This window comes from Arenibacter latericius DSM 15913 (assembly GCF_000424985.1).
Taxonomy (GTDB): Bacteria; Bacteroidota; Bacteroidia; order Flavobacteriales; family Flavobacteriaceae; genus Arenibacter; species Arenibacter latericius.
Genome location: NZ_KE384285.1, coordinates 36,597 through 56,585 on the forward strand (window position 1 = coordinate 36,597; position 19,989 = coordinate 56,585).

22 protein-coding genes are annotated in these 19,989 nt (G+C 36.1%); 7 read left to right on the plus strand and 15 right to left on the minus strand.

Going from position 1 to position 19,989, the window contains the following annotated elements; all coding sequences use genetic code 11:
* Window positions 1–133: 133 nt before the first annotated feature.
* The gene (locus H344_RS20740) at window positions 134–1,642 is read right to left on the minus strand and encodes a vanadium-dependent haloperoxidase (RefSeq protein ID WP_240485018.1); all 1,509 of its coding nucleotides are present in this window, start codon (window positions 1,640–1,642) and stop codon (window positions 134–136) included.
* A 340-nt stretch (window positions 1,643–1,982) separates the two neighbouring features.
* On the opposite strand from H344_RS20740, the gene H344_RS0117020 reads away from it, so the two are divergent.
* Complete coding sequence (locus H344_RS0117020) at window positions 1,983–3,293, plus strand: sterol desaturase family protein (protein ID WP_026811365.1); 1,311 nt, start codon at window positions 1,983–1,985, stop codon at window positions 3,291–3,293.
* Window positions 3,294–3,395: 102 nt separating this feature from the next.
* On the opposite strand, the gene H344_RS0117025 is transcribed toward H344_RS0117020, so the two are convergent.
* Genes H344_RS0117025 through rsfS form a run of 6 tightly spaced genes read right to left on the minus strand, consistent with a single transcriptional unit; the run spans window position 3,396 to window position 8,212 of the window.
* Window positions 3,396–3,668 (minus strand): acyl-CoA-binding protein, encoded by a 273-nt coding sequence (locus H344_RS0117025; RefSeq protein WP_026811366.1) that lies wholly within the window; start codon window positions 3,666–3,668, stop codon window positions 3,396–3,398.
* On the minus strand, window positions 3,658–4,332 hold the full coding sequence (locus tag H344_RS0117030; RefSeq protein ID WP_026811367.1) for a phosphatidylserine decarboxylase family protein: 675 nt from the start codon (window positions 4,330–4,332) through the stop codon (window positions 3,658–3,660). Before H344_RS0117030 ends, H344_RS0117025 begins: the two co-directional genes overlap by 11 nt.
* The gene (locus H344_RS0117035) at window positions 4,322–5,125 is read right to left on the minus strand and encodes a phosphatidate cytidylyltransferase (protein ID WP_026811368.1); all 804 of its coding nucleotides are present in this window, start codon (window positions 5,123–5,125) and stop codon (window positions 4,322–4,324) included. Before H344_RS0117035 ends, H344_RS0117030 begins: the two co-directional genes overlap by 11 nt.
* A 1-nt stretch (window position 5,126) precedes the next feature.
* A complete protein-coding gene (locus H344_RS0117040; protein ID WP_026811369.1) occupies window positions 5,127–5,738 on the minus strand; it encodes an LUD domain-containing protein in 612 nt (203 codons plus the stop codon).
* A 59-nt stretch (window positions 5,739–5,797) separates the two neighbouring features.
* Window positions 5,798–7,825 carry an ATP-dependent zinc metalloprotease FtsH gene (gene ftsH / locus H344_RS0117045; protein ID WP_026811370.1) on the minus strand — a complete coding sequence of 676 codons (2,028 nt, stop codon included), beginning with the start codon at window positions 7,823–7,825 and terminating at the stop codon, window positions 5,798–5,800.
* Window positions 7,826–7,834: 9 nt separating this feature from the next.
* Complete coding sequence (rsfS, locus tag H344_RS0117050; protein WP_026811371.1) at window positions 7,835–8,212, minus strand: ribosome silencing factor; 378 nt, start codon at window positions 8,210–8,212, stop codon at window positions 7,835–7,837.
* A 92-nt stretch (window positions 8,213–8,304) separates the two neighbouring features.
* Here rsfS and H344_RS0117055 point away from each other — a divergent pair, with 92 nt between their 5' ends.
* Complete coding sequence (locus H344_RS0117055) at window positions 8,305–9,036, plus strand: biotin--[acetyl-CoA-carboxylase] ligase (protein ID WP_026811372.1); 732 nt, start codon at window positions 8,305–8,307, stop codon at window positions 9,034–9,036.
* 150 nt (window positions 9,037–9,186) lie between these two features.
* Here the strand turns inward: H344_RS0117055 and H344_RS0117060 are convergent, their stop codons facing one another.
* The gene (locus tag H344_RS0117060; RefSeq protein ID WP_026811373.1) at window positions 9,187–9,579 is read right to left on the minus strand and encodes a hypothetical protein; all 393 of its coding nucleotides are present in this window, start codon (window positions 9,577–9,579) and stop codon (window positions 9,187–9,189) included.
* A gap of 3 nt (window positions 9,580–9,582) precedes the next feature.
* Entirely contained in the window at window positions 9,583–10,224 is a 642-nt protein-coding gene (gene pyrE / locus H344_RS0117065; RefSeq protein WP_026811374.1) for an orotate phosphoribosyltransferase, read from the minus strand.
* Between the two features lie 7 nt (window positions 10,225–10,231).
* Here pyrE and H344_RS0117070 point away from each other — a divergent pair, with 7 nt between their 5' ends.
* Entirely contained in the window at window positions 10,232–10,819 is a 588-nt protein-coding gene (locus tag H344_RS0117070; protein ID WP_026811375.1) for an NUDIX hydrolase, read from the plus strand.
* Between the two features lie 5 nt (window positions 10,820–10,824).
* Here H344_RS0117070 and H344_RS0117075 read toward each other — a convergent pair whose 3' ends face one another.
* The 5 genes from H344_RS0117075 to H344_RS0117100 all read right to left on the minus strand — a co-directional run bounded on the left by H344_RS0117075 (window position 10,825) and on the right by H344_RS0117100 (window position 16,632).
* Window positions 10,825–12,570 carry a M14 family metallopeptidase gene (locus H344_RS0117075; RefSeq protein WP_026811376.1) on the minus strand — a complete coding sequence of 582 codons (1,746 nt, stop codon included), beginning with the start codon at window positions 12,568–12,570 and terminating at the stop codon, window positions 10,825–10,827.
* A gap of 130 nt (window positions 12,571–12,700) precedes the next feature.
* Complete coding sequence (locus tag H344_RS0117085; RefSeq protein ID WP_026811377.1) at window positions 12,701–13,105, minus strand: response regulator; 405 nt, start codon at window positions 13,103–13,105, stop codon at window positions 12,701–12,703.
* Complete coding sequence (locus H344_RS21275; protein ID WP_026811378.1) at window positions 13,092–14,942, minus strand: PAS domain-containing sensor histidine kinase; 1,851 nt, start codon at window positions 14,940–14,942, stop codon at window positions 13,092–13,094. Before H344_RS21275 ends, H344_RS0117085 begins: the two co-directional genes overlap by 14 nt.
* Window positions 14,943–15,106: 164 nt before the next feature.
* Window positions 15,107–15,565, minus strand: coding sequence for a pantetheine-phosphate adenylyltransferase (gene coaD, locus H344_RS0117095; RefSeq protein WP_026811379.1), 459 nt, complete (start codon window positions 15,563–15,565; stop codon window positions 15,107–15,109).
* 83 nt (window positions 15,566–15,648) lie between these two features.
* Window positions 15,649–16,632: a D-alanine--D-alanine ligase gene (locus H344_RS0117100; RefSeq protein ID WP_026811380.1), complete on the minus strand. Its 984-nt coding sequence runs from the start codon at window positions 16,630–16,632 to the stop codon at window positions 15,649–15,651.
* 187 nt (window positions 16,633–16,819) lie between these two features.
* On the opposite strand from H344_RS0117100, the gene H344_RS0117105 reads away from it, so the two are divergent.
* The 4 genes from H344_RS0117105 (at window position 16,820) to H344_RS0117120 (ending at window position 19,710) form a co-directional block, all read left to right on the plus strand.
* Window positions 16,820–17,407 (plus strand): PASTA domain-containing protein, encoded by a 588-nt coding sequence (locus H344_RS0117105; RefSeq protein ID WP_026811381.1) that lies wholly within the window; start codon window positions 16,820–16,822, stop codon window positions 17,405–17,407.
* A 2-nt stretch (window positions 17,408–17,409) separates the two neighbouring features.
* On the plus strand, window positions 17,410–18,441 hold the full coding sequence (locus H344_RS0117110; RefSeq protein WP_026811382.1) for an RluA family pseudouridine synthase: 1,032 nt from the start codon (window positions 17,410–17,412) through the stop codon (window positions 18,439–18,441).
* An 84-nt stretch (window positions 18,442–18,525) separates the two neighbouring features.
* Window positions 18,526–19,287, plus strand: a complete 762-nt coding sequence (gene yaaA, locus H344_RS0117115; protein ID WP_026811383.1) for a peroxide stress protein YaaA — start codon at window positions 18,526–18,528, stop codon at window positions 19,285–19,287.
* A 60-nt stretch (window positions 19,288–19,347) separates the two neighbouring features.
* Window positions 19,348–19,710, plus strand: a complete 363-nt coding sequence (locus H344_RS0117120; protein ID WP_026811384.1) for a hypothetical protein — start codon at window positions 19,348–19,350, stop codon at window positions 19,708–19,710.
* Between the two features lie 23 nt (window positions 19,711–19,733).
* On the opposite strand, the gene H344_RS21600 is transcribed toward H344_RS0117120, so the two are convergent.
* Window positions 19,734–19,862 (minus strand): 30S ribosomal protein THX, encoded by a 129-nt coding sequence (locus H344_RS21600; protein ID WP_084148844.1) that lies wholly within the window; start codon window positions 19,860–19,862, stop codon window positions 19,734–19,736.
* Window positions 19,863–19,989 lie beyond the last annotated feature (127 nt).

The following is a 19,989-nucleotide window of genomic DNA, read 5'->3' on the forward strand; positions in this document are numbered from 1 at the left end:
ATAAATAAACAAGGCTAAGCATTGGTGCAGAAAGTTTCTTAAGGATTACATGCCTATAAATTTGTAATCAAGAAGAGTAACTTCACATTAGTATATTATGTCCTTGTTTATTGGTTAAAGCGGTGGTGCTTTTTTACTTGCTATCTTTATTCCCTCCAATAAGCTGAAGAAATTTCTCGTAGTGATGATGCGCGATTTTTCTGCCTAATTCCAGGCCGGCAATATTATCTGCCTGAATATGATATCCTCCCATAACCCTGGATATACCCGCAAGATCTGCAGTTTTAGTAAATGTGGGGAACTCAATTATTACTGGGTCACTCGTGCTGTTTGGTTCAGTAAGTGCGCCGGGAATTAGTTCTACTTCTATGCCGAAATAATCACTTCCTGTAAATAATTTAAGTGCTTCTGCACATCCACCGCTTATTGTGCTGTGGCCAGAAACATAACTTGGAAAAGGAGGGCAAAGAAATTCATCTGGGGAATAAGGACGCCAATTCTGTCCTTTTATATCCATCATTCCTTTGTCTGGACCTCCCCATGCTTTAATTACCTGATCTTGATAATAATTGTGTACCAATGCATACGGGCGTGCATAGTCATAATACATTTTAGAATCCCAACAGGAAATAAATGCGTCCATGGCTACTGATTCTACCAAAAAGAACATTTGAATATCTCTATCTAAGTTGTTATTGTCTCTTGAAGATACGTCCAATGCAAATTTCAGCCAATGTCCAGCTTGTTGAACGGATTTGGGTCCATCCCTCATAAATTCTACTAGAGCTTTATTTTCGGGAGTTAATTTTGCTTGTAGCTCAATCACTTCCGCTACTTCTTCTTCTAACTGTTTAGAGCCAACCATAGGGGGCGGTCCTGGTCTAAACTGATCGGCAGTCTCCAATAATAATGGTGATACTTTTTGCCAATACGGAGTAAGGCATCCAGGGTTGTATTTTTCACCTTTATTGTTGATGAAATATTTTGGTTGCCAACGGTTGAGGTCAATATTTTTATCGATGTCATTTACAGGATGGTAGTTGGTATAATCAAAATAAGGTTGACCATTAGAACCATTTACCTCTCCATATTGGTTAGAGCCATCATTTTTCCGAGCTTGTATCACCATCTTAGCAGCTAGGTTTCCAATTCCCTCGGGTGTGTTGGGATCTGTAGAGTAATTATTTGGGTCTAGCCCTAATTGAATCATTTTACTTTGGAACAGGGAACTGTCGGAATAATAATATTCGTTAAGTGTCCTATAAGCGGCGTAACTAATAGCTATTTCCTTATTTTTTAAAGTTCTCTTATCTGCGGTTAGTTTTTCAGTGTTTTTTAAGTATACAGTTTCTGCGTTTTCATCTAAGCGAGACCACGCATCAAACATGGCAGTGAATATTAGCCCCAAATATCTCGAGGTTACAGTAGGCCTTGGGTTAAAGCGGTCGGTGTCGTTAGCAGTTCCTTCTAAGGCCATTAAGGCCCATTGGTGTGCTACATTGTCTTTTCCGAGTGGTTCAGTGGTTATATTACTTTGGTTTTTATTCAATGTGTTGGAAGACTGCATCTGACCATAACAAAAGCCGATTAATCCAATATTGAAAAGGAAAAATAGGGATGAGAAAATAACTTTGAAATTCATGTTGGTTGGTTGGTTTTTGAATCTTTTAAATAACTACATTTTAACGTAATGGTAAATTATCCTATAAGAGTTTATTTAAATATTGGTTAGCGGGACAATTGGTGAATATTTTTACAAAATAGTGCTCTATTGTTGAATTAGTAGTAGAGATTCCAATTTATGATTTATTCAAATCTAATGCAAACTGATTTTAAATGTAATAATAATTATTTAGCGAACTAGAGTCATTCCTGTTCAGTAAAAAATAGAAGTTGATGTTTTCTGTCAATTGGCTTGGGTATAGTTAATACCAAATGCTTTGGTGATTTTTGTTATATTTGATAGGACTATTTCTTTACTTATGGAAACTTATGCAACTGCATTGTTATATGCTATTCCTTTTTTTGTAGTGCTTCTAACCATAGAAATAGGGTATGGCTATTTTGTAAAAAACCAGATGCATAAGGTAATGGATACGGTCTCTAGCATAAGTTCTGGACTTACCAATATTATTAAAGATACCTTAGGCCTTGCATTAATAGTGGTCTCTTATCCTTTTTTATTAGAGCATTTGGCTATCACCGAAATAAAGACCAGCTGGTTGGTATGGTTAATCGCTTTTGTGGTCATTGATTTTGCTGGCTATTGGAATCATAGGTTGAGTCATAAAGTAAATATATTTTGGAATCAGCATGTTATTCATCATAGTAGTGAAGAATTTAATTTGGCCTGTGCCCTAAGACAGCCTATTTCTAATTTAATAGGATATTTTTCCTTATTGTTAATTCCTGCTGCGGTCTTGGGAGTACCTCATGTAGTGATTGCAGTATTAGCGCCAATACACCTATTTGCACAATTTTGGTATCATACTAGGCATATCAATAAAATGGGGTGGTTAGAATATGTTTTGGTGACTCCTTCTCAGCATAGGGTGCACCATGCAATTAATCCAGAGTATATAGATAAGAATTTAGGTCAGGTGCTCTGTATTTGGGATAGGATGTTTGGCACTTTTCAAGAGGAATTAGAAGAGGTGCCGCCACAGTATGGTGTGTTAAAGCCAGCAGCTACATGGAATCCTATTTTAATTAATTTTCAGCACCTATTGAGAATCATGAAAGACGCTTGGTATACTAGAAGTTATTGGGATAAGATTCGCATCTGGTTTATGCCAACAGGATGGAGGCCAAAAGATGTGAAAGAAGCATATCCTATAGAGATTATAACGGATGTATATCATTTTAAGCGATACGCTCCTCAAGCTACATTAGGAATAAAGTTGTATTCTATTTTCCAAATGGCATTTAGCTTGTTCCTTATGATGTTTATGTTTTATAATTACGTGGAGATTGGTTTTGATGGTCTGCTTTGGTTTAGTGGGTTTATTTTTGTGGGAATTTATGGGTATACTACACTGATGGATAGAAAGGAGTATGCTGTTTGGATAGAAGTGGGTAGAGGATTAGCTGGTATTTTGTGGGTATGGTACTCTGGGGACTTTTTTGGGCTTAATAACTATTTACCCCATGCTTCTATATGGATTTCTGCCTATTTCTTACTAACTATAATTGGTGGGGTGTATTTTACCTATTTAGAGCAAGGGAGGAAGGGTAGAATGGAGCAGTTAGCCGATAAGGAGCTTTCTAAGGATGGTAGAGTTGAAATAGGATAAATGTGTGTGTTGTTCTTTAAAGGAGGCTGTTAAGCCGTCTTTTAAGTCAATAGGAAAGATTTGGACTGTAGTAAACGATGTTGAGGTTAAACTAGCAGTAGTTTATTTCAGCTTTTGTTTAATCTCTTTGTTTACCAAGGCAATGTATTTTTCCATAGCCTCTTTTGTACTCACATTTTTTGCCTGTATAAGGGCGTTGGCCTTAAATGCGTTTATTAAGGGGGTTCTGCTACCGGGGTGACTAAAACTGCGATTAGCAATTTTAAAATACGCGTATAGCCTTAATAGAAGGTCTGCAGGTAAAGGGTCTGTATAAGCGTTTACCAAGCTGACTGCTTCATTGAAATCCTTAAGTAATTTCTGATCAGTATTCATTTTCCTTTTCAACCTTTTTGGTTGCTATACACGTTTGAGCCCCAACAACCTTTTGGCCCAGTTTTACACAAATTGCACTATCCAAAGGTAAAAACAAATCTACTCTTGAACCAAACTTTATAAATCCAGCGTCTTCTCCTTGGTAAACGCTTTCTCCAACCTCTGCGTAGTTTACAATTCTACGAGCCAAGGCACCAGCTATTTGGCGGTAAAGGATATCTCCGTATTTTGGTGTATTTAGTACCACGGTAGTTCTTTCATTTTCTTCACTAGATTTTGGATGCCAGGCTACCAAATACTTACCAGGGTGGTATTTAGAAAATTTAATTACACCAGTAGCGGGGTAACGGGTTACATGGACGTTTACAGGGGACATAAAAATAGATACCTGTATACGCTTATCTTTGAAATATTCGGTCTCTTCAACTTCCTCTATTACTACCACCTTGCCATCTACAGGTGCTAATATATCGTCAAAATTTTTAGGGCTCTTACGGGAAGGGTTTCTAAAAAATTGAAGAATCAGGATAAGAACTAGCAATGCTCCAATTTGTAGGCTAAGCCTTAACCAAGGAATTGCTATAAAGTAATGGCTCAACAAAGCCACCGCACATACTAGGATAAATGTGGTGACGATAATTTTCTGTCCTTCTTTATGAAACATGTTTAAATATTGTTAATGTTAAATATGCAAAAGGTGCGGCAAAAACCAAACTATCTAATCGGTCTAACATACCGCCGTGGCCTGGTAAAATTGCTCCGCTATCTTTTACCCCTGCAGCTCTCTTAAATTTTGATTCAACAAGATCTCCCAAGCTGCCCGCTAATACAATAACCGTTGCTAATATCAGCCATTGTGCAAGTGAGATATTTGTTTCATACTTAGACATAAAATAGGCGGCTCCCAATGCAAATAGGTATCCCCCTAAGGTTCCTTCTATAGTCTTTTTTGGGGAAACCGATGGGAACAATTTTGTTCTTCCTATACTTTTGCCTACTAAATAAGCAAAAGAATCGTTTACCCAAATCAGGATGAAAACTCCCATAATTAAGATCTTAGCAAAGCTCTTATCTTTATAAGGAATCATAGTTAGAAAAATACATCCACCCCCTATATAAAATAGACCAATAAGGAATTTTTGTAAGTTGTTAAATAGTTTTTCCTTTCCTGAAAATAAATAAAATAACAGTGCGAAATTAACTGTTATTGAGGCAAACATCAAAATATTAATGAGAATCTTATCTTGGACTAAATAAATGTAGGTCCACCATAATCCCAAATAGGCTATAAAAACATGGTATCCCCTAAGTTTGATCATTCGTTTGTACTCATAAAGACAAATAAGACCAAAGGTCATAAAGAGGAAATTGAATGCATCTGAACTTAGAAAAATGGCTGAAAATAATAAAATGACAAATACAGCCCCTGTTAATAACCTCCTTAAAATCTCTCTCATACTATAAGTCTTCCAGAAGTAACAAGTATAGATTTTTAGAACTACTTCCGTAAGTTAGAAAATCATCTGAATTCTCATCTGTAGGTAAGAAATGTTTTATGGTAGTGATGTTAGCCGGAATTTGTTTTTTATACTTCTTGTTGATTATTTTTAATCCTTCCCCTATAGATTCTACTAGTTGACTTGTGGTTGCAAAAACAATTAGGTTAGAGGGAAGTTCATTTAGCTTTCTTTCTTTAAGTTGATTTGAGCACACCAAGATAGAACCATTTTGGGCAATTAAATGCTCGCAAGTGGTAAAGAATATCTGACTTCTACTAGGAATATCGGTGAAGCTTATGTCGCGTTCTGAAAATCTTTCTGCCAAGCGATCGTCCATTGTGAAAAAGGTTTGATCCTGCCATTTGTTCTCAATAATGATATTATCTAAGTTGGCATAGACTTCATCAAAGGAATCACAATACAGAAACTTACCCCCGTTGCGTTTAAAGTTAATAGTGAACTTTTCATCTACAGGGATTTGGAGATCAGGCATATGTTGTCCTCTGGTCTCTACTTGTTCTTTAGGAACCTTTTTTTTGCCACCTCCAAAAAGCTTATCAAACAATCTCATTAAAATATAAACGCTTCATTAGCTATCAACTCAAAGAAAACAACGGGTTAATTTAGAATTTATTTTTCAGTCTGCGGTTCTGCTTTGTCTTCTTCGTCTTTTTCCGCAGTTTCTTCTACTTTAGACAACTTCTCTTTATTTTTAGCTTCCTCTGCTTCAAGAGCTTGGTCTTTTTCAAAAGGTCGCTGTCCAAATATTTTCTCTAAATCGTCCTTAAAGATAACTTCTTTTTCTAATAACCGCTCAGCAAGCTCTTTAAGTTTATCCTTGTTATCAGATAAAAGCTCAATAGCTCTTTGGTACTGCTCCTCAATTAACTTAGATATTTCTGTATCTATAGTATGAGCAGTTTGTTCGCTATATGGTTTGGTGAATCCGTATTCGTTTTGCCCGGAGGAATCATAATACGTTAAATTCCCAATTTTGTCATTAAGTCCATAAACGGTAACCATTGCTCTTGCTTGCTTGGTGATTTTTTCTAAGTCACTAAGTGCTCCAGTGGAAATTTCTCCAAAGATTACTTGTTCTGCAGCTCTACCTCCTAAAGCGGCGCACATCTCATCTTTCATCTGGTCTGGTCTAACGATTAATCGCTCTTCCGGCAGATACCAAGCTGCCCCAAGGGATTGTCCCCTAGGTACAATAGTAACCTTTACTAATGGGGCGGCATGTTCTAACATCCAGCTTACCGTAGCATGTCCTGCCTCATGATAGGCAATGGTTTCTTTTTCTCTTGGGGTAATTATTTTGTTCTTTTTCTCTAGACCGCCTACTATTCTATCTACAGCGTCTAAAAAGTCTTGTTTGGTAACCGCCTTTTTCTCTTTTCTAGCGGCTATTAATGCTGCTTCGTTACAAACGTTGGCAATATCGGCACCAGAGAATCCAGGTGTTTGCTTTGCAAGAAAATCAACATCCAAGGTCTCGGCCGTTTTAATGGGTCTCAAATGCACCTCAAATATTTCTTTTCGCTCCCTAATGTCCGGAAGATCTACATAGATCTGCCTGTCAAAACGTCCAGCTCTCATAAGAGCCTTGTCTAGAACATCTGCACGGTTGGTAGCGGCAAGTACTATTACGTTAGTATTAGTACCAAAACCATCCATTTCCGTTAGCAATTGGTTAAGGGTATTCTCCCTTTCATCATTAGATCCGGTTAAGCTGTTTTTCCCTCTAGCTCTACCAATGGCGTCTATCTCATCGATAAAAATAATAGAAGGTGATTTGTCTTTTGCTTGTTTAAATAAGTCTCTAACTCTAGATGCACCTACCCCTACAAACATTTCTACGAAATCTGAACCGGAAAGAGAGAAAAAAGGAACTTTAGCTTCTCCGGCTACAGCCTTAGCTAAAAGAGTTTTTCCTGTTCCTGGAGGACCTACTAAGAGGGCGCCTTTAGGAATTTTTCCTCCTAATGAGGTGTATTTATCTGGATTTCTAAGAAATTCTACAATCTCTTCTACTTCTTCTTTAGCACCTTCTAGACCAGCAACATCTTTAAAAGAAGTTCTAGTATCTGTTTTTTCGTCAAAAAGCTTTGCTTTAGATTTTCCAATATTAAATATCTGTCCGCCTGCACCGCCTCCGGCACCACCAGACATACGTCGCATCAGATAAATCCAAATAGCTATAATAAGAACAAATGGGAGTAAAGTAAACAGTAGATCGCTAAAAACGTTCGACTCTTGGTCATAGTCAAGTTTGGTGTCCAAACTTTCATTTTCCGCTTTTATTGAGTTAATGGCATTTTCAAAATTCTGTTGATCCCCATAATTTACTACGTATTGGGGTAGAGAAGAAGCACTCATTGAGAAGGCTTGGTCAGCAACATCTTTATGTACATCTTTCTTTAGCGCCTCCTCATTAAGGAATACTTTTGCCTGTTTGGTATTAGTGATAATCAGAATTCTCTTGATATCACCATTCCTCAGATAATCCTGAAGTTCTGAAATGTTCGCTTTTTTGGTGCTTGCAAAATTTCCACCACTGAAAAATTGAAACCCAATTAGCATTACTGCTATTAATCCGTATATCCACCAAGTATTAAACTTTGGTTTTTTAGGAGTCGTTTTATTTTCTTTTGCCATTATTGTTTTTTACTGATTGAAGCTACTTTCAACTACGGTTACTTTGGCATCACCCCAAAGACCTTCAATATCATAATATTCTCTTATCTGTTTTTGAAAAACATGCGCTACTACATTGACGTAGTCCATTAGCACCCATTCGCCGTTTTCAGCGCCTTCTACGTGCCATGGTTTATCTTTTATAGCCTTGCTAACAGTTTTTTGGATAGAGCCTACTATGGCATTTACATGGGTGTTGGAAGTACCATTGCATATTATGAAGTAGTCGCAAACAGTATTCTCAATATCTCTAAGGTCTAATAATTTTATATCGTGTCCTTTAACTTCTTCTATTCCACTTATAATTAAAGCGATTAACTCATCTGCGCTACTTTTCCTATTCTGCATTCAAAAAATTTAATTTTTACAAAGTTATTATAATTTTGTTTTTTAACGCATTGTTTTTAACAATACATTATACTATAAACATACAATTGTAAATGGAGTTAATCAAACTTAGTGCCACGGAGTCTACAAATGCATATTTAAAAAACTTAATGCAAGGATGCAAGTTAAAGGATTTTACGGTAGTTTCCGCCTATTCCCAAACAAAAGGAAGGGGGCAAATGGGTGCTAGTTGGATCTCGGATCCTGGTAAGAACCTGACGTTTAGCGTTTTGAAGCATTATAGAGGGGTGAAAGTAGAGCGTCAATTCCGGTTAAATATTTGTGTTTCATTGGCTATTTATGCTGCATTAGAGCAATTAAATGTGCCGGATTTAAAAGTGAAGTGGCCCAACGACATAATGTCAGGTCGCTCCAAGATTTGTGGTATATTGATAGAAAACGTGCTTTCTGGTCAGTTTATACATACTTCTATTGTAGGGATTGGGCTTAATGTGAATCAAGAGAACTTTTTAAACTTGTCACAGGTATCCTCTTTAAAGCTGTTATTGGGTAGGGATTTTGATTTGGATGAGTTGCTTTTATCTATTATTTATCAGTTGAAAGTTTTTCTAGGAAATGCAGAGGAGGAAGATTTTAAGGCCATGTATGCAAGTTATGAAGAAAAGCTTTTTAGAAAGGGAAAACCTTCTACGTTTAAGGATAATGAAGGTCAACTTTTTATGGGGGTTATAAAAGGGGTGTCTCCATTTGGCAAGCTTTTAATTCTTTTGGAAGATGAGGTTGTTCGGGAATTTAACCTAAAAGAAGTGAGCTTGTTGTATTAGGGGTGGACTATGGCTATTTAATAAGCTGTCTGAGAGTTACAATGATATTGTAAACCTCTAATGGGTAATAAGAATGTTTGGGTGGAAGAAGGGAAAGAAACCCCACTCATTCTACGGTAATAGAAGAGTAGGGGTATAATAGTAATTTGGTTATATCTTAGATAGGTTTTGCGATAGCGTGCCTATAAAGTTAGTGATGGGCGATTTAACCATCATGGCCATCATGGCGTTAAACTGACCTTCAAAACTAAGGACTACTTCACTTTCAGAGTCGCTTATTTCTACGATATCTGCGGTTAATGTAAAAGGGATTTTATCGCTAGCAGCTCCTAAAACAAGTTGTGAGTATGGCGTCTGCTCTTTTTTCTGCAATACAATTTCTGGCATTCCCTTTAGTGCAAATAAGAAACGCTCCTCATTAAGAACTTCAAACTTGCTGATATTGTCGGGCATTAAAGTTTCAAAATTCTTGATGTCGTTAAGAAAATCAAAAACTTCTTTACTGCTTTTATTTACGGTTTTCTTTGGTGTCTCTAAATGCATAATTTATTGTTGCCAGGTAGCGGGATTTGTTCTCCACTCCATTAGGGTTTTATGTTGATCTTCCTTAATGTAATTTGTTTCTGTAGCTTGTTGTAGTAAGTGGTCGTAATCGCTTAGGGTATGTAGTTCTACGTTGCTATTTTTAAAGTTGTCATTGGCTACTGCAAAACCATAAGAAAATACCGCTAGCATTCCCTTTACATTAGCACCACTGTTTCGTAGGGCTTCTACTGCGTTTAGGCTACTTTTTCCTGTACTAATTAAGTCTTCTATAACTACCACGTTCTGGTTAGCTTCTAAATGGCCTTCAATCTGATTTTGACGCCCATGAGCTTTTGCTTCTGGCCTTACGTATATAAAAGGCAGACCCAAATATTCTGCTACCAACATCCCTATTCCAATAGCACCTGTTGCCACTGCGGCTATAACATCGGGTTTGCCATATAGAGTTTCTAATTGCTTCCCTAATTGTTCCCTCATATAATTTCTTATTACCGGATAGGATAAAATTATACGATTATCACAATAGATTGGAGATCTCCAACCTGAAGCCCATGTAAAAGGATTTTCAGGTTTCAACTTAATTGCATTAATTTGCAACAGAAGTTCGGCCGTTTTTTTTGCTGTGTCTTTATCTAAAACCATAACGCAAATGTATAAAGTTTTTGTTAATGAGTCACCTTTGATTTTAACAAATAAATTGTCTGACGCCACCAATAATAAATATTTTTTATTAAATACTTCCTCTATTAATGAGGCTATCAGCGCATTGGCATCAAAAAAGCTCGATGAAGCTTTTATTTATCATCCCAATAAAGAGGAGATTTTAAAGAAATTTTCTAAAAAAATTCCGCTTGTAGTCGCTGCAGGAGGGGTAGTTACCAATAAAGAAGGTAAGGTTCTCTTTATTTATAGAGAGGGGAAATGGGATCTTCCAAAAGGAAAATTAGACAAAGGAGAGACTATAGAAGAGTGTGCTCTTAGGGAAGTGGAAGAGGAAACTGGAGTAAAGGGACTTAAGATTGAAAATTTTCTTAAAACAACCTATCATATTTTTAAAAGGAATGGGGGTTATAAATTAAAACAAGTGCATTGGTATGCTATGAGAACCAATTATAAAGGGGATCTAAAAGGGCAAGCCAGTGAAGGTATTAAAAAAGTAAAGTGGAAGGGGCCAGAGAAGATTAAAAAGGCCTTGGAAAACTCTTATGCTAATATTAGAATCTTGTTTGAGGAGTAGTTAGTTTAATCCTTAAGTACTCTATATACCGGATACTGCATATAGTGAGGATCGTAACGATTGGAGCGCTTATAAATCCAATCTAATTGTGCATGCCAATTACTAGCGAAAATACTGTCTCTTTCCTTTTTTAATAAAAAAGCGGATTTTAATAGTGTATCTTTCTTTAAGGTTTCTAGAGCTATATCTTCAAATACATAAGGTGAGAATCCTTCTTTGCGTTGTAGTATTGCATCAAAAAAGTTCCAGTTGAAGAAAGAATCTGTAGCTTCTGGCTCTAAGGTTTCTAATAAATACCGCAATCCTTTTTGGTTGGTAGGAACCAAGATGTCTCCAGGTGTGAATTCAATTTTCTCTAGGGTAGGTATCACTTTGGTGTTGTAATGCGGGTAATGACCTTCATAGGAGTTTTGGTAGGTTTCAAAACTGTCAATTTTATAAGATTCTACAGTATATGATTTATTCTCCTTTAATATCTCATAGCTAATGAGGTTGTTTTCTAGGCGCGTAATGATTTCATCCCATCCTTTTTTTATAATATAGGCTTTAGGAATTTCTACCTCTTTGGTAGGAGTGTAGTAATTCTGATATGGAATTTCTTTTGTAAAGGGAGTGTTTTGGTCGTATTTTAACCTAGGCAATCCAGTTACTTTACTGATAATGGTGTCTGCATTATACCCTTTAAATGTTAAAAGGCTACTTTTAGTAGTGTCTATTGCCCATTGTAAGGGATAAGTCATTTTTTCTATATAACGTTCAAAAGAGTGTTCTCTTAGATTTTTTATCTTCCTGTGATCCTGCTCCGATAATTCAATAAGCTTTACTAATATGGCATAGGTGCCTTCTACCCTTTGTTTGTAAGGTTTAAGCATATGGGTTTCTACCATTAGTCCCAAAGTATTCCAAAGAGTAGTGTATCCGGTAGAGTAGCGGGGAGAGTCCATAAACTGACGAAAACCATTGTCTGGCACGGTGTTGAATACGTTAACATAAGGGGTAATATCCCAACCTGCATCTTCTAGCGATTTCTCTAAAGTTGGCATCATTTCTTCATGTAAATATTTCCCTAATTCACCGTCTAGTTTGTTGTGTTGGGTAAATAAATGGGTTAGGGTGTATTGGTAATCTGCACCGTTGCTCACATGATTATCTACAAAAATATCTGGCTTTACTAAATGAAATATTTTAGAAAAAGTATAGGAGTTTTTAGTGTCCGCCTTAATAAAATCTCTATTAAGGTCGTAGTTCTTTGTATTTCCTCTAAAACCATAAGAATTTGGTCCATTCTGATTTGTTCTGGAAGTGGAATTTCTACTTAATGCGCCGCCAATATTATAGATGGGTATCGTCACCAATACGGTGTTTTCTGGAGGGGTAATTTTTTTAAGAGCAAGGTCTCGGTATAGTAGCATGCTGGCGTCTATGCCATCACTTTCCCCAGGGTGTATCCCATTATTGATTAGGATGATGTTTTTCTCCTTGGTTATTTTATTAAAATTAAATTCGGAGTCAGAATTAAAGGTGACTATATGTAATGGGTAGCCGCTATCTGTGCTACCTATAGTCTGAATGTTTATTTCGGAGAATTCCCTAGCTAGTTCAATATAGAAATCAATAGTCTCTTGGTAAGTTGCGGTCTCTTTTCCTTTGCTCTTTTCAAAAACGGTGGTAAGCTCTAGGGTCTTACTTTCTGATTGGGTCTCACAAGAAATAATGGCGAGCGTCATGATAAGGGCAAATAAGTATTTCATTCTTATTACTTTGATTGCTAGTTGGTAATTAAAAAAAATAATTCCCTAGAAATTATAAAAGATGGGGTAATTTCTGATGAGGGGAAAATTTTAATTTCTAATGAATCAAAGTTAATTAAAAACCGATGAATTAATCCAAATTGGTGATTTCTATAATTTCTTCCTTGCTTATAGGTTTACTAATAAAAATAATAGGGTGGTGGGTGAAAGACTTAAAGCTTTCTGATTTATCCTTATCACTTTGGTCTATAGAGGAGGTGACGATGTTAATTTTAACCGACTTAGTTGTTGGGATTTTAATAAATTCTTCCAAAAATCCCCAGCCATCCATAATTGGCATGTTAATGTCTAGGAATATAATATCTGGTAATTCTTTGTTTTCTAAAAGTAGTTTCTGAACATAGTCAATAGCTTTTTGGCCATTTTGAAAATCTGAAATATTCTCGCACTCAACCAAAGATTTCAGCAATTTATTAATTCCGAATACGGTTATAGGGTCATCGTCTACTATGAAAATGGAATTAATTTTCCTCATTAAAGTATAAATTTATTGTTGTACCAACGTTAACCTGACTCTGAGCATTTATCTTTCCGTTCATAGCCTCGATCTGATTTTTTACTATATATAACCCCAAGCCTTTGGCATCATTATGTTCATGGAATGTCTTGTACATCCCAAATAGTTTCTCTCCATATTTTTTCATGTCTAATCCTATCCCGTTGTCCTCTATGCTTAGCACCGTGTAATTTTGCACATAGCTAAGGCTGAGTTTAATTTCGGGGCGGACATTAGGTTTTTTGTACTTGATAGAATTAGAGATGATTTGAATTAGCATATTATCCAAATAAGAAGGGATAACCTGTAAGGAAGTCCCTAGTGGGATTGCAGTAATAACAGTTGCGTTATTTTCCTCTAATAGTGGGTTTAAATGTTTGAGCGTTTTATGGACCTGTTTGTTTAAATATACCTCTTTTTTGTTTGTGGTAGATTCTGAATTTATGGTGACAATGTCATTTAAAGTGTGGAGCGTTTCCATTAGATTATTGGAAGAGTCCGTTAACATTCCAAATATCTTTTGACGCTCCGCTTCCTCTTTTTCCTCTATTAAAAACTCTAGTAGCATGGAGAAGTTTGCAGAATGCGAACGTAGGTTATGAGAGATAATATGAGCAAAATTGAGCAATTTTTTATTCTGTTCGGAGGAAACCTTTATAAGGTTTCTTAAATCTTTTTCCTTCTGTTTAATATCAGAAATGTCCATGGTAATTCCAACCAACCCAGTAGTTTCTCCATTTGGTCCTTTTAGCGGTATTTTGGAGCTTAAAAAATAATTGGTAGTTCCGTCCGAGTTTTCCTGACTTAGCTCTTTATTAATCATTGGAGTTTGAGAGATCATGACCTCCAAATCCTCATCTCGGTATTTTTGTGCTAATTCTTTGTCGTAAATATCAAAATCGTCCTTCCCAATTATATCGGCTTCATTGCTTATTCCGCAGTGATCTAATTCTGATCTATTGGCTAAAAGTTTTTTAGATTGAGTGTCCTTTATATAAATATGAAGTGGAATATTGTTGATTAAGGTTTTTAAAAGGTGCTCGTTGCTTTTGGTTTGATGTTCTTTTATAACATAATCAGTGATATCCTGTACAATGCCAATTATACCTATATATTTGCCGTTACAATAAAGAGGTTTCCCAGATACATTTACCCATCTCTGATTCCCTTTGGCGGTAAGGACTTCTAATTTCTCGTTCCATGACTGTTTGTTTTCCATAGCCGAAAAAATGGCCATGGACAGCGTATTTCTATTGTATCCTATCTTGTAAAATTCAATATACTCATCTAAGGTCAATTTGGAGTCTTCCTCAATTTCCAATAAGTTGTTGATCATGGGACAACTAGAGAAAATATCCTGAGACTGATTGTATTTCCAATGCCCAATTTTTCCTATTTCATTCGTTTCTTTTAGGATAAATTGGACTTGTTCAAGTTTCTGTTCTTTACTGATTTGTGCGGTAATATCCTCTGCTTGGACAATAGCTCCTATTACGCTCTCGTTTTCATTATACCAAGGTAGTATATTCCATTTTAACCATCTCGTTTCACGGTCTATAGAGGTGTAGTTCTCCTGGAAATTTTCTGTTCTTTTGCCCTTAAAACAACGTAAAATGTTATTTTCCCATTGCTTGCTGCTAATTCCTACTAAGTCCTGGATGTGCTCATTTATAATATCTCTAGTAGACAAGTTAAACTCCTCAACCCATTTGTCAGACACAAAAACAACCTTAAAATTCTTATCTATAAACGCAGTTGCCTGGGGCAGTTGTTTAATTAGAAAATGGTTGGCCGATATGGGGGTATTACTAAACATTAGTGATAGTTTGCTGCAATATTATTTTATTCCTTCCAGTAATAGAATTGTTTGTTGTGAATAACCCTGTTTCCGTGGTGTAAGATAATTATTGAGAACGTTTTAAATTTTATGTATGGTTTGTAATCCTTTTGTACGGCTGCAATATAGGATGCAAAAATACATTATTTTACTCGAACAGAATCGGGTACCAATCCTGTGTAGTCTCCCCCATTGCGAATTACATCCCTTACAATTGAAGAACTAATATAAGACTTTCCTGAAGATGTAAGTAGGAAAACAGTCTCAATATCTGAAAGTTTCCGGTTAGTATGTGCTATAGCTTTTTCAAATTCAAAATCCCCGGGATTCCTAAGTCCCCTAAGAATAAACCCTGCATCCATTTTTCTGCAAAAATCTACAGTTAGCCCTTCATAAGTGAGTACTTTAATTTTAGGGACGTCCTTAAAAGCTTCGGTAATGAAACGTTTGCGATCTTCTAGGGAAAACATGTAGTTTTTATCTGTATTAACTCCAATGGCAATAATCAGTTCATCAAATAGGGTTATACCACGGTTAATAATATCGTAGTGTCCCAAAGTTAAGGGGTCAAACGATCCAGGAAAAATAGCGCGTCTTTTCATTGATGCAGATTAAAATATTCGGTATTAATTGCTTATGTGAACTAAAGTAAGTAAATTCTTTAAAATTCAATTTCTCTGCAAAGTTACTTCTTTTCTTCCAAAGCTTGCCAAATAGCGCTTTCAAACAGTTGTGAAAGAGAAATTCCTGCTGCCGCTGCTTGTTGTGGTAAAATACTCTCGTTGGTTAATCCGGGTGTGGTATTCATTTCTAACATATACGGTTCGTCACCTACAAAGATGAATTCGCTTCTAGAATACCCTCTCATATTTAGGATGTCATAGGCTAGGGAAGCTGCTTGTACTACTTTCTCTTCCTGAATTTTTGAAATTCTTGCAGGAGTAATTTCTTGGGATTCGCCTTTATATTTTGCAGAATAATCAAAAAAGTCGTTTTCTGATACAATCTCGGTTATAGGCAGCACTTTTGTTTTTCCTTGATATTGGATAACCCCTACAGAAACTTCAATTCCGTCCAAGAATGATTCGATTAGAATTTCATCATCTTCTTCAAATGCAGTTTCTATTGCCCCAGGCATTTCTTCCTTTTTGTACACTTTGGTGATACCAAAACTAGAGCCCGCCTTATTAGCCTTTACAAAACAAGGTAAGCCTACTTTTTTTATTATGTCCTCGGTAATAATTTTATCTCCTTTATTGATGTAATAGGAGGTAGCCGATTTAATTCCGTAGGGCTTAAGAACACTAAGGAGATCTCGTTTGTTAAAAGTTAGGGCAGCTTGGTAATAATCACAAGAAGTTTGTGGAATACCCATAAGATGAAAGTAGGCTTGCATGATGCCATCTTCTCCTGGTGTTCCATGAATGGCGTTAAAAACACAATCAAAAGTGAGCGTTTCAGCACCTAGAGTAACAGTGAAATCGTGTCTGTTGATCAAATGCTCTTCTTCATTTTCATCAACTAAGACCCACTTATCTTCAAGGATGTGAATTTTGTAGGCGTTAAATTTCTCCTTGTCTAAGTTTTGGAAAACCACATTTCCACTCATTAGGGAAATTCGAAACTCACTAGAATAGCCACCCATAATAATGGCAATATTTTTTTTCATCCTATAAAAATTAATTGTTCCCGATTGATAGGCGTTGTAATACCTAATTTTGTTCTTGCCGTTATAATCTGGAATGGGTTGTTTATTAGTGTTTTTAACTCCGTAATTTTAAAGGGCAAATATCATGCATTCAAAACAAAGAAAAAAGCATTCCGTTTTCTATCTTTGCTGTTCAAGAAAATTAATTATGCTGAACTTTTTTAAATTTTTATTTAGTAAGACGTTTTTAATACAGTTGGTACTTGCGGTAGTAGTTTCTGTATTGGTGGTCTTTGGTGCTATGCAATGGTTAAAAGAAACTACCAATCATGGAGAGTTTGTTGAAGTTCCAGATTTGTCTGGAAAATCGGTAATGGAGACTAGAACCCTAATTGAAAAGTCTGGCTTGCGATTCTCCGTATTAGACTCTGCTAATTATAACCCGTCTTATCCTAGATTCTCTATAATAGATCAGAATCCTCCGGCAGGTAATAAAGTGAAGGAAGGGAGAAAAATTTATATTACGGTAAATCCATCGGGCTATAAAAAAATTACTATTCCCAATATTATTCAAGTTACCCAAAGAAATGCTAGTTCTATGCTTAAGGCGGTAGGATTGGAAATAGAGCGTGTAACCTATATTGATGAGTTGGGAAAGGATATGGTATATCATATAAAACATAATGGGAAATATATAAAGCCTGGAGATAAATTACCGAAAACCTCGAAGATAGAATTGGTTTGTGGTAATGGAAATATATCCGAAAGGAATCAAATTAAGGCAGATTCGGAATAACTATGGAAGAAAAAGAAGATTTTGAATTGAATGAGGATGAGCTTTTTGAGCATCATAGTTTTGTAGCATCAAAAGGGCAAGACCCCCTAAGAGTAGACAAGTTTTTAATGAACTTCATTGAGAATGCTACTAGGAATCAAATTCAACTCGCAGCAAAAGATGGAAATATTTGGGTAAATGGTACCACGGTAAAACAGAATTATAGGGTTAAATCCGGAGACCATGTACGTGTTATGTTTCCCCATCCGCCACACGAATTGTTACTGACTCCAGAAGATATACCATTAGATATTGTTTATGAGGATGATGTTCTTCTGGTAGTAAATAAGCCTGCAGGAATGGTGGTGCACCCTGGTCATGGAAATTATTCAGGAACATTAATTAATGCCTTATTACATCATAAAGAAAGTTGGCCTAAAAATAGCGACGACCGTCCAGGATTGGTTCATAGGATAGACAAGGACACTTCTGGATTGCTGGTGGTAGCAAAGACGGAAGAGGCAATGACCCATCTAGCAAAACAGTTTTTTGATAAAACTAGTGAGCGCGAATATATTGCGTTAGTATGGGGTAATGTGGTGGAAGACGAAGGGACTATAGAAGGACATATTGCAAGAAACCCAAAGAATAGGCTGCAGATGATGGTGTTTCCTGAAGGCGACCAAGGTAAGGAAGCGGTGACCCATTATAAGGTGCTAGAACGATTAGGTTATGTATCGTTAATTTCCTGTAATCTAGAAACAGGAAGAACGCATCAAATAAGAGTGCATTTAAAACATATTGGCCATACTTTATTTAATGATGAGCGTTATGGCGGAGAGAAAATATTAAAAGGGACTACATTTACCAAATACAAGCAATTTGTAGATAATGCTTTTAAAATTTTGCCTAGGCAGGCACTGCATGCTAAAACATTAGGATTTGTGCATCCTATCACCGGAGAGTATATGAGGTTCAATTCAGAAATTCCGGAGGATATGGCGCAGTGTATAGAAAAGTGGAGGCATTATGCGCAACATAGGCAAGTAGAATAACTTTGCTTAATACCTAAATAGCTTATTTTTTTAAGCTATAAAGTGTAGCGCTGTGTATTTAGATTATTGATAAAATATTTTGCAATGAAGATTGTTATTTCCCCAGCGAAGTCGTTGGATTTTGAAACGAAATTACCCATACAAGATTTTTCCCAACCTTTATTTCTAGAAAAAGCAACAGCTTTAAATAAGGTACTGAAGAAGAAAAAGCCCACTGCTTTAGCTGAGTTAATGAAAATATCAGATAAATTGGCACAGCTTAATTGGGAGCGCAATCAAGATTTTTCTACACCCTTTACCCCAGAAAACGCTAGGCAAGCAATCTATGCCTTTAGTGGGGACGTTTATCAAGGGCTGGATGCGTATACCATTGCACCTGAAAAAATGACTCAATTGCAAGAGCATTTACGAATCTTGTCTGGACTTTATGGGGTTCTTAGGCCATTAGACCTTATGCAGCCTTATAGGCTAGAAATGGGTACCTCTTTAAAAGTGGGGAGGAAAAAGAATCTCTACGAATTTTGGAAAGAACAACTTACCGATTATCTCAATTCTGAACTGCAGGAGAATGAGTTGTTTATAAACCTGGCAAGTAATGAATATTTTGGAGCAGTAGATGAAAAGAAGCTAAAAGTACCTGTAATTACCCCGATATTTAAAGATTGGAAAAATGATAATCTAAAGGTAATTAGCTTTTTTGCTAAAAAGGCAAGGGGGACAATGGTGCGGTATTTATTAGATACTAATGCAAAAACCTTAGAGGATGTAAGAGCGTTTAATGAGGATGGGTATCTATTTAGTAAAGAGCATACGCTAAAAGAGAATCAACCAGTTTTTATCAGATAGGTAATATTACTAAAAGCCTATTAAGGGGCTTTAAATAGTTATCTACAAATTAAATGTGAGATGAAGACGTGGGCTTTCCCTTTATTGTATTTAGTATTACTCATGGGCTGTACAGATCGTGATGATGAACTTGTAGGCGTACATATTAGGGTAAAGAACCAAAGCAATGTCCATTTTGATAAAGTGGAGGTGGGTAATGTTAATAAAGTCCATACCAATGTCCCTGTTGGGTTTTTCTCACCATATTTAAAATATGAAACTGCCTATAGGTACGCCTATATTAATATAATTGTAGGGGATGAAAATTTCACTATGCAGCCAATTGACTTTTTTGGTGAATCCCCTCTTTCGGATGGTTATTATACCTATGGTCTTACTATTTCCGAAGAGGGTGAGGTACTATTAAATTTTATAGTGGATTAACGCAAACCGGTTTTATTAACTGTTTACTTTTTTTTCTCCACGTTAATTTTTTCCTCTACACTTGGTTTCCGTTTTATTTTACGTTTTCGTCGGGTTCCATAGGTGCCGTTTATTATTTTACCTCTTTTCGATTTTTTATCTCCTTTTCCCATTTCTTTTCGATTTTCGATTTTTTTAAATTTAAAGGATTAATTCCTTAAATCAAAGTTTTAAGGTAGGGCCTTATCCTTCCGTTTCCTATTGATTTAGCACATTTTTCTTAGAATATAACTCCCTTAT

Excerpts from the sequence above, each read along its gene's own strand:
- H344_RS20740 (WP_240485018.1), bottom strand. The coding sequence starts at position 1,642 with ATGAATTTCAAAGTTATTTTCTCATCCCTATTTTTCCTTTTCAATATT.
- H344_RS0117020 (WP_026811365.1), top strand. The coding sequence starts at position 1,983 with ATGGAAACTTATGCAACTGCATTGTTATATGCTATTCCTTTTTTTGTA.
- H344_RS0117025 (WP_026811366.1), bottom strand. The coding sequence starts at position 3,668 with ATGAATACTGATCAGAAATTACTTAAGGATTTCAATGAAGCAGTCAGC.
- H344_RS0117030 (WP_026811367.1), bottom strand. The coding sequence starts at position 4,332 with ATGTTTCATAAAGAAGGACAGAAAATTATCGTCACCACATTTATCCTA.
- H344_RS0117035 (WP_026811368.1), bottom strand. The coding sequence starts at position 5,125 with ATGAGAGAGATTTTAAGGAGGTTATTAACAGGGGCTGTATTTGTCATT.
- H344_RS0117040 (WP_026811369.1), bottom strand. The coding sequence starts at position 5,738 with ATGAGATTGTTTGATAAGCTTTTTGGAGGTGGCAAAAAAAAGGTTCCT.
- ftsH (WP_026811370.1), bottom strand. The coding sequence starts at position 7,825 with ATGGCAAAAGAAAATAAAACGACTCCTAAAAAACCAAAGTTTAATACT.
- rsfS (WP_026811371.1), bottom strand. The coding sequence starts at position 8,212 with ATGCAGAATAGGAAAAGTAGCGCAGATGAGTTAATCGCTTTAATTATA.
- H344_RS0117055 (WP_026811372.1), top strand. The coding sequence starts at position 8,305 with ATGGAGTTAATCAAACTTAGTGCCACGGAGTCTACAAATGCATATTTA.
- H344_RS0117060 (WP_026811373.1), bottom strand. The coding sequence starts at position 9,579 with ATGCATTTAGAGACACCAAAGAAAACCGTAAATAAAAGCAGTAAAGAA.
- pyrE (WP_026811374.1), bottom strand. The coding sequence starts at position 10,224 with ATGGTTTTAGATAAAGACACAGCAAAAAAAACGGCCGAACTTCTGTTG.
- H344_RS0117070 (WP_026811375.1), top strand. The coding sequence starts at position 10,232 with ATGTATAAAGTTTTTGTTAATGAGTCACCTTTGATTTTAACAAATAAA.
- H344_RS0117075 (WP_026811376.1), bottom strand. The coding sequence starts at position 12,570 with ATGAAATACTTATTTGCCCTTATCATGACGCTCGCCATTATTTCTTGT.
- H344_RS0117085 (WP_026811377.1), bottom strand. The coding sequence starts at position 13,105 with ATGAGGAAAATTAATTCCATTTTCATAGTAGACGATGACCCTATAACC.
- H344_RS21275 (WP_026811378.1), bottom strand. The coding sequence starts at position 14,942 with ATGTTTAGTAATACCCCCATATCGGCCAACCATTTTCTAATTAAACAA.
- coaD (WP_026811379.1), bottom strand. The coding sequence starts at position 15,565 with ATGAAAAGACGCGCTATTTTTCCTGGATCGTTTGACCCCTTAACTTTG.
- H344_RS0117100 (WP_026811380.1), bottom strand. The coding sequence starts at position 16,632 with ATGAAAAAAAATATTGCCATTATTATGGGTGGCTATTCTAGTGAGTTT.
- H344_RS0117105 (WP_026811381.1), top strand. The coding sequence starts at position 16,820 with ATGCTGAACTTTTTTAAATTTTTATTTAGTAAGACGTTTTTAATACAG.
- H344_RS0117110 (WP_026811382.1), top strand. The coding sequence starts at position 17,410 with ATGGAAGAAAAAGAAGATTTTGAATTGAATGAGGATGAGCTTTTTGAG.
- yaaA (WP_026811383.1), top strand. The coding sequence starts at position 18,526 with ATGAAGATTGTTATTTCCCCAGCGAAGTCGTTGGATTTTGAAACGAAA.
- H344_RS0117120 (WP_026811384.1), top strand. The coding sequence starts at position 19,348 with ATGAAGACGTGGGCTTTCCCTTTATTGTATTTAGTATTACTCATGGGC.
- H344_RS21600 (WP_084148844.1), bottom strand. The coding sequence starts at position 19,862 with ATGGGAAAAGGAGATAAAAAATCGAAAAGAGGTAAAATAATAAACGGC.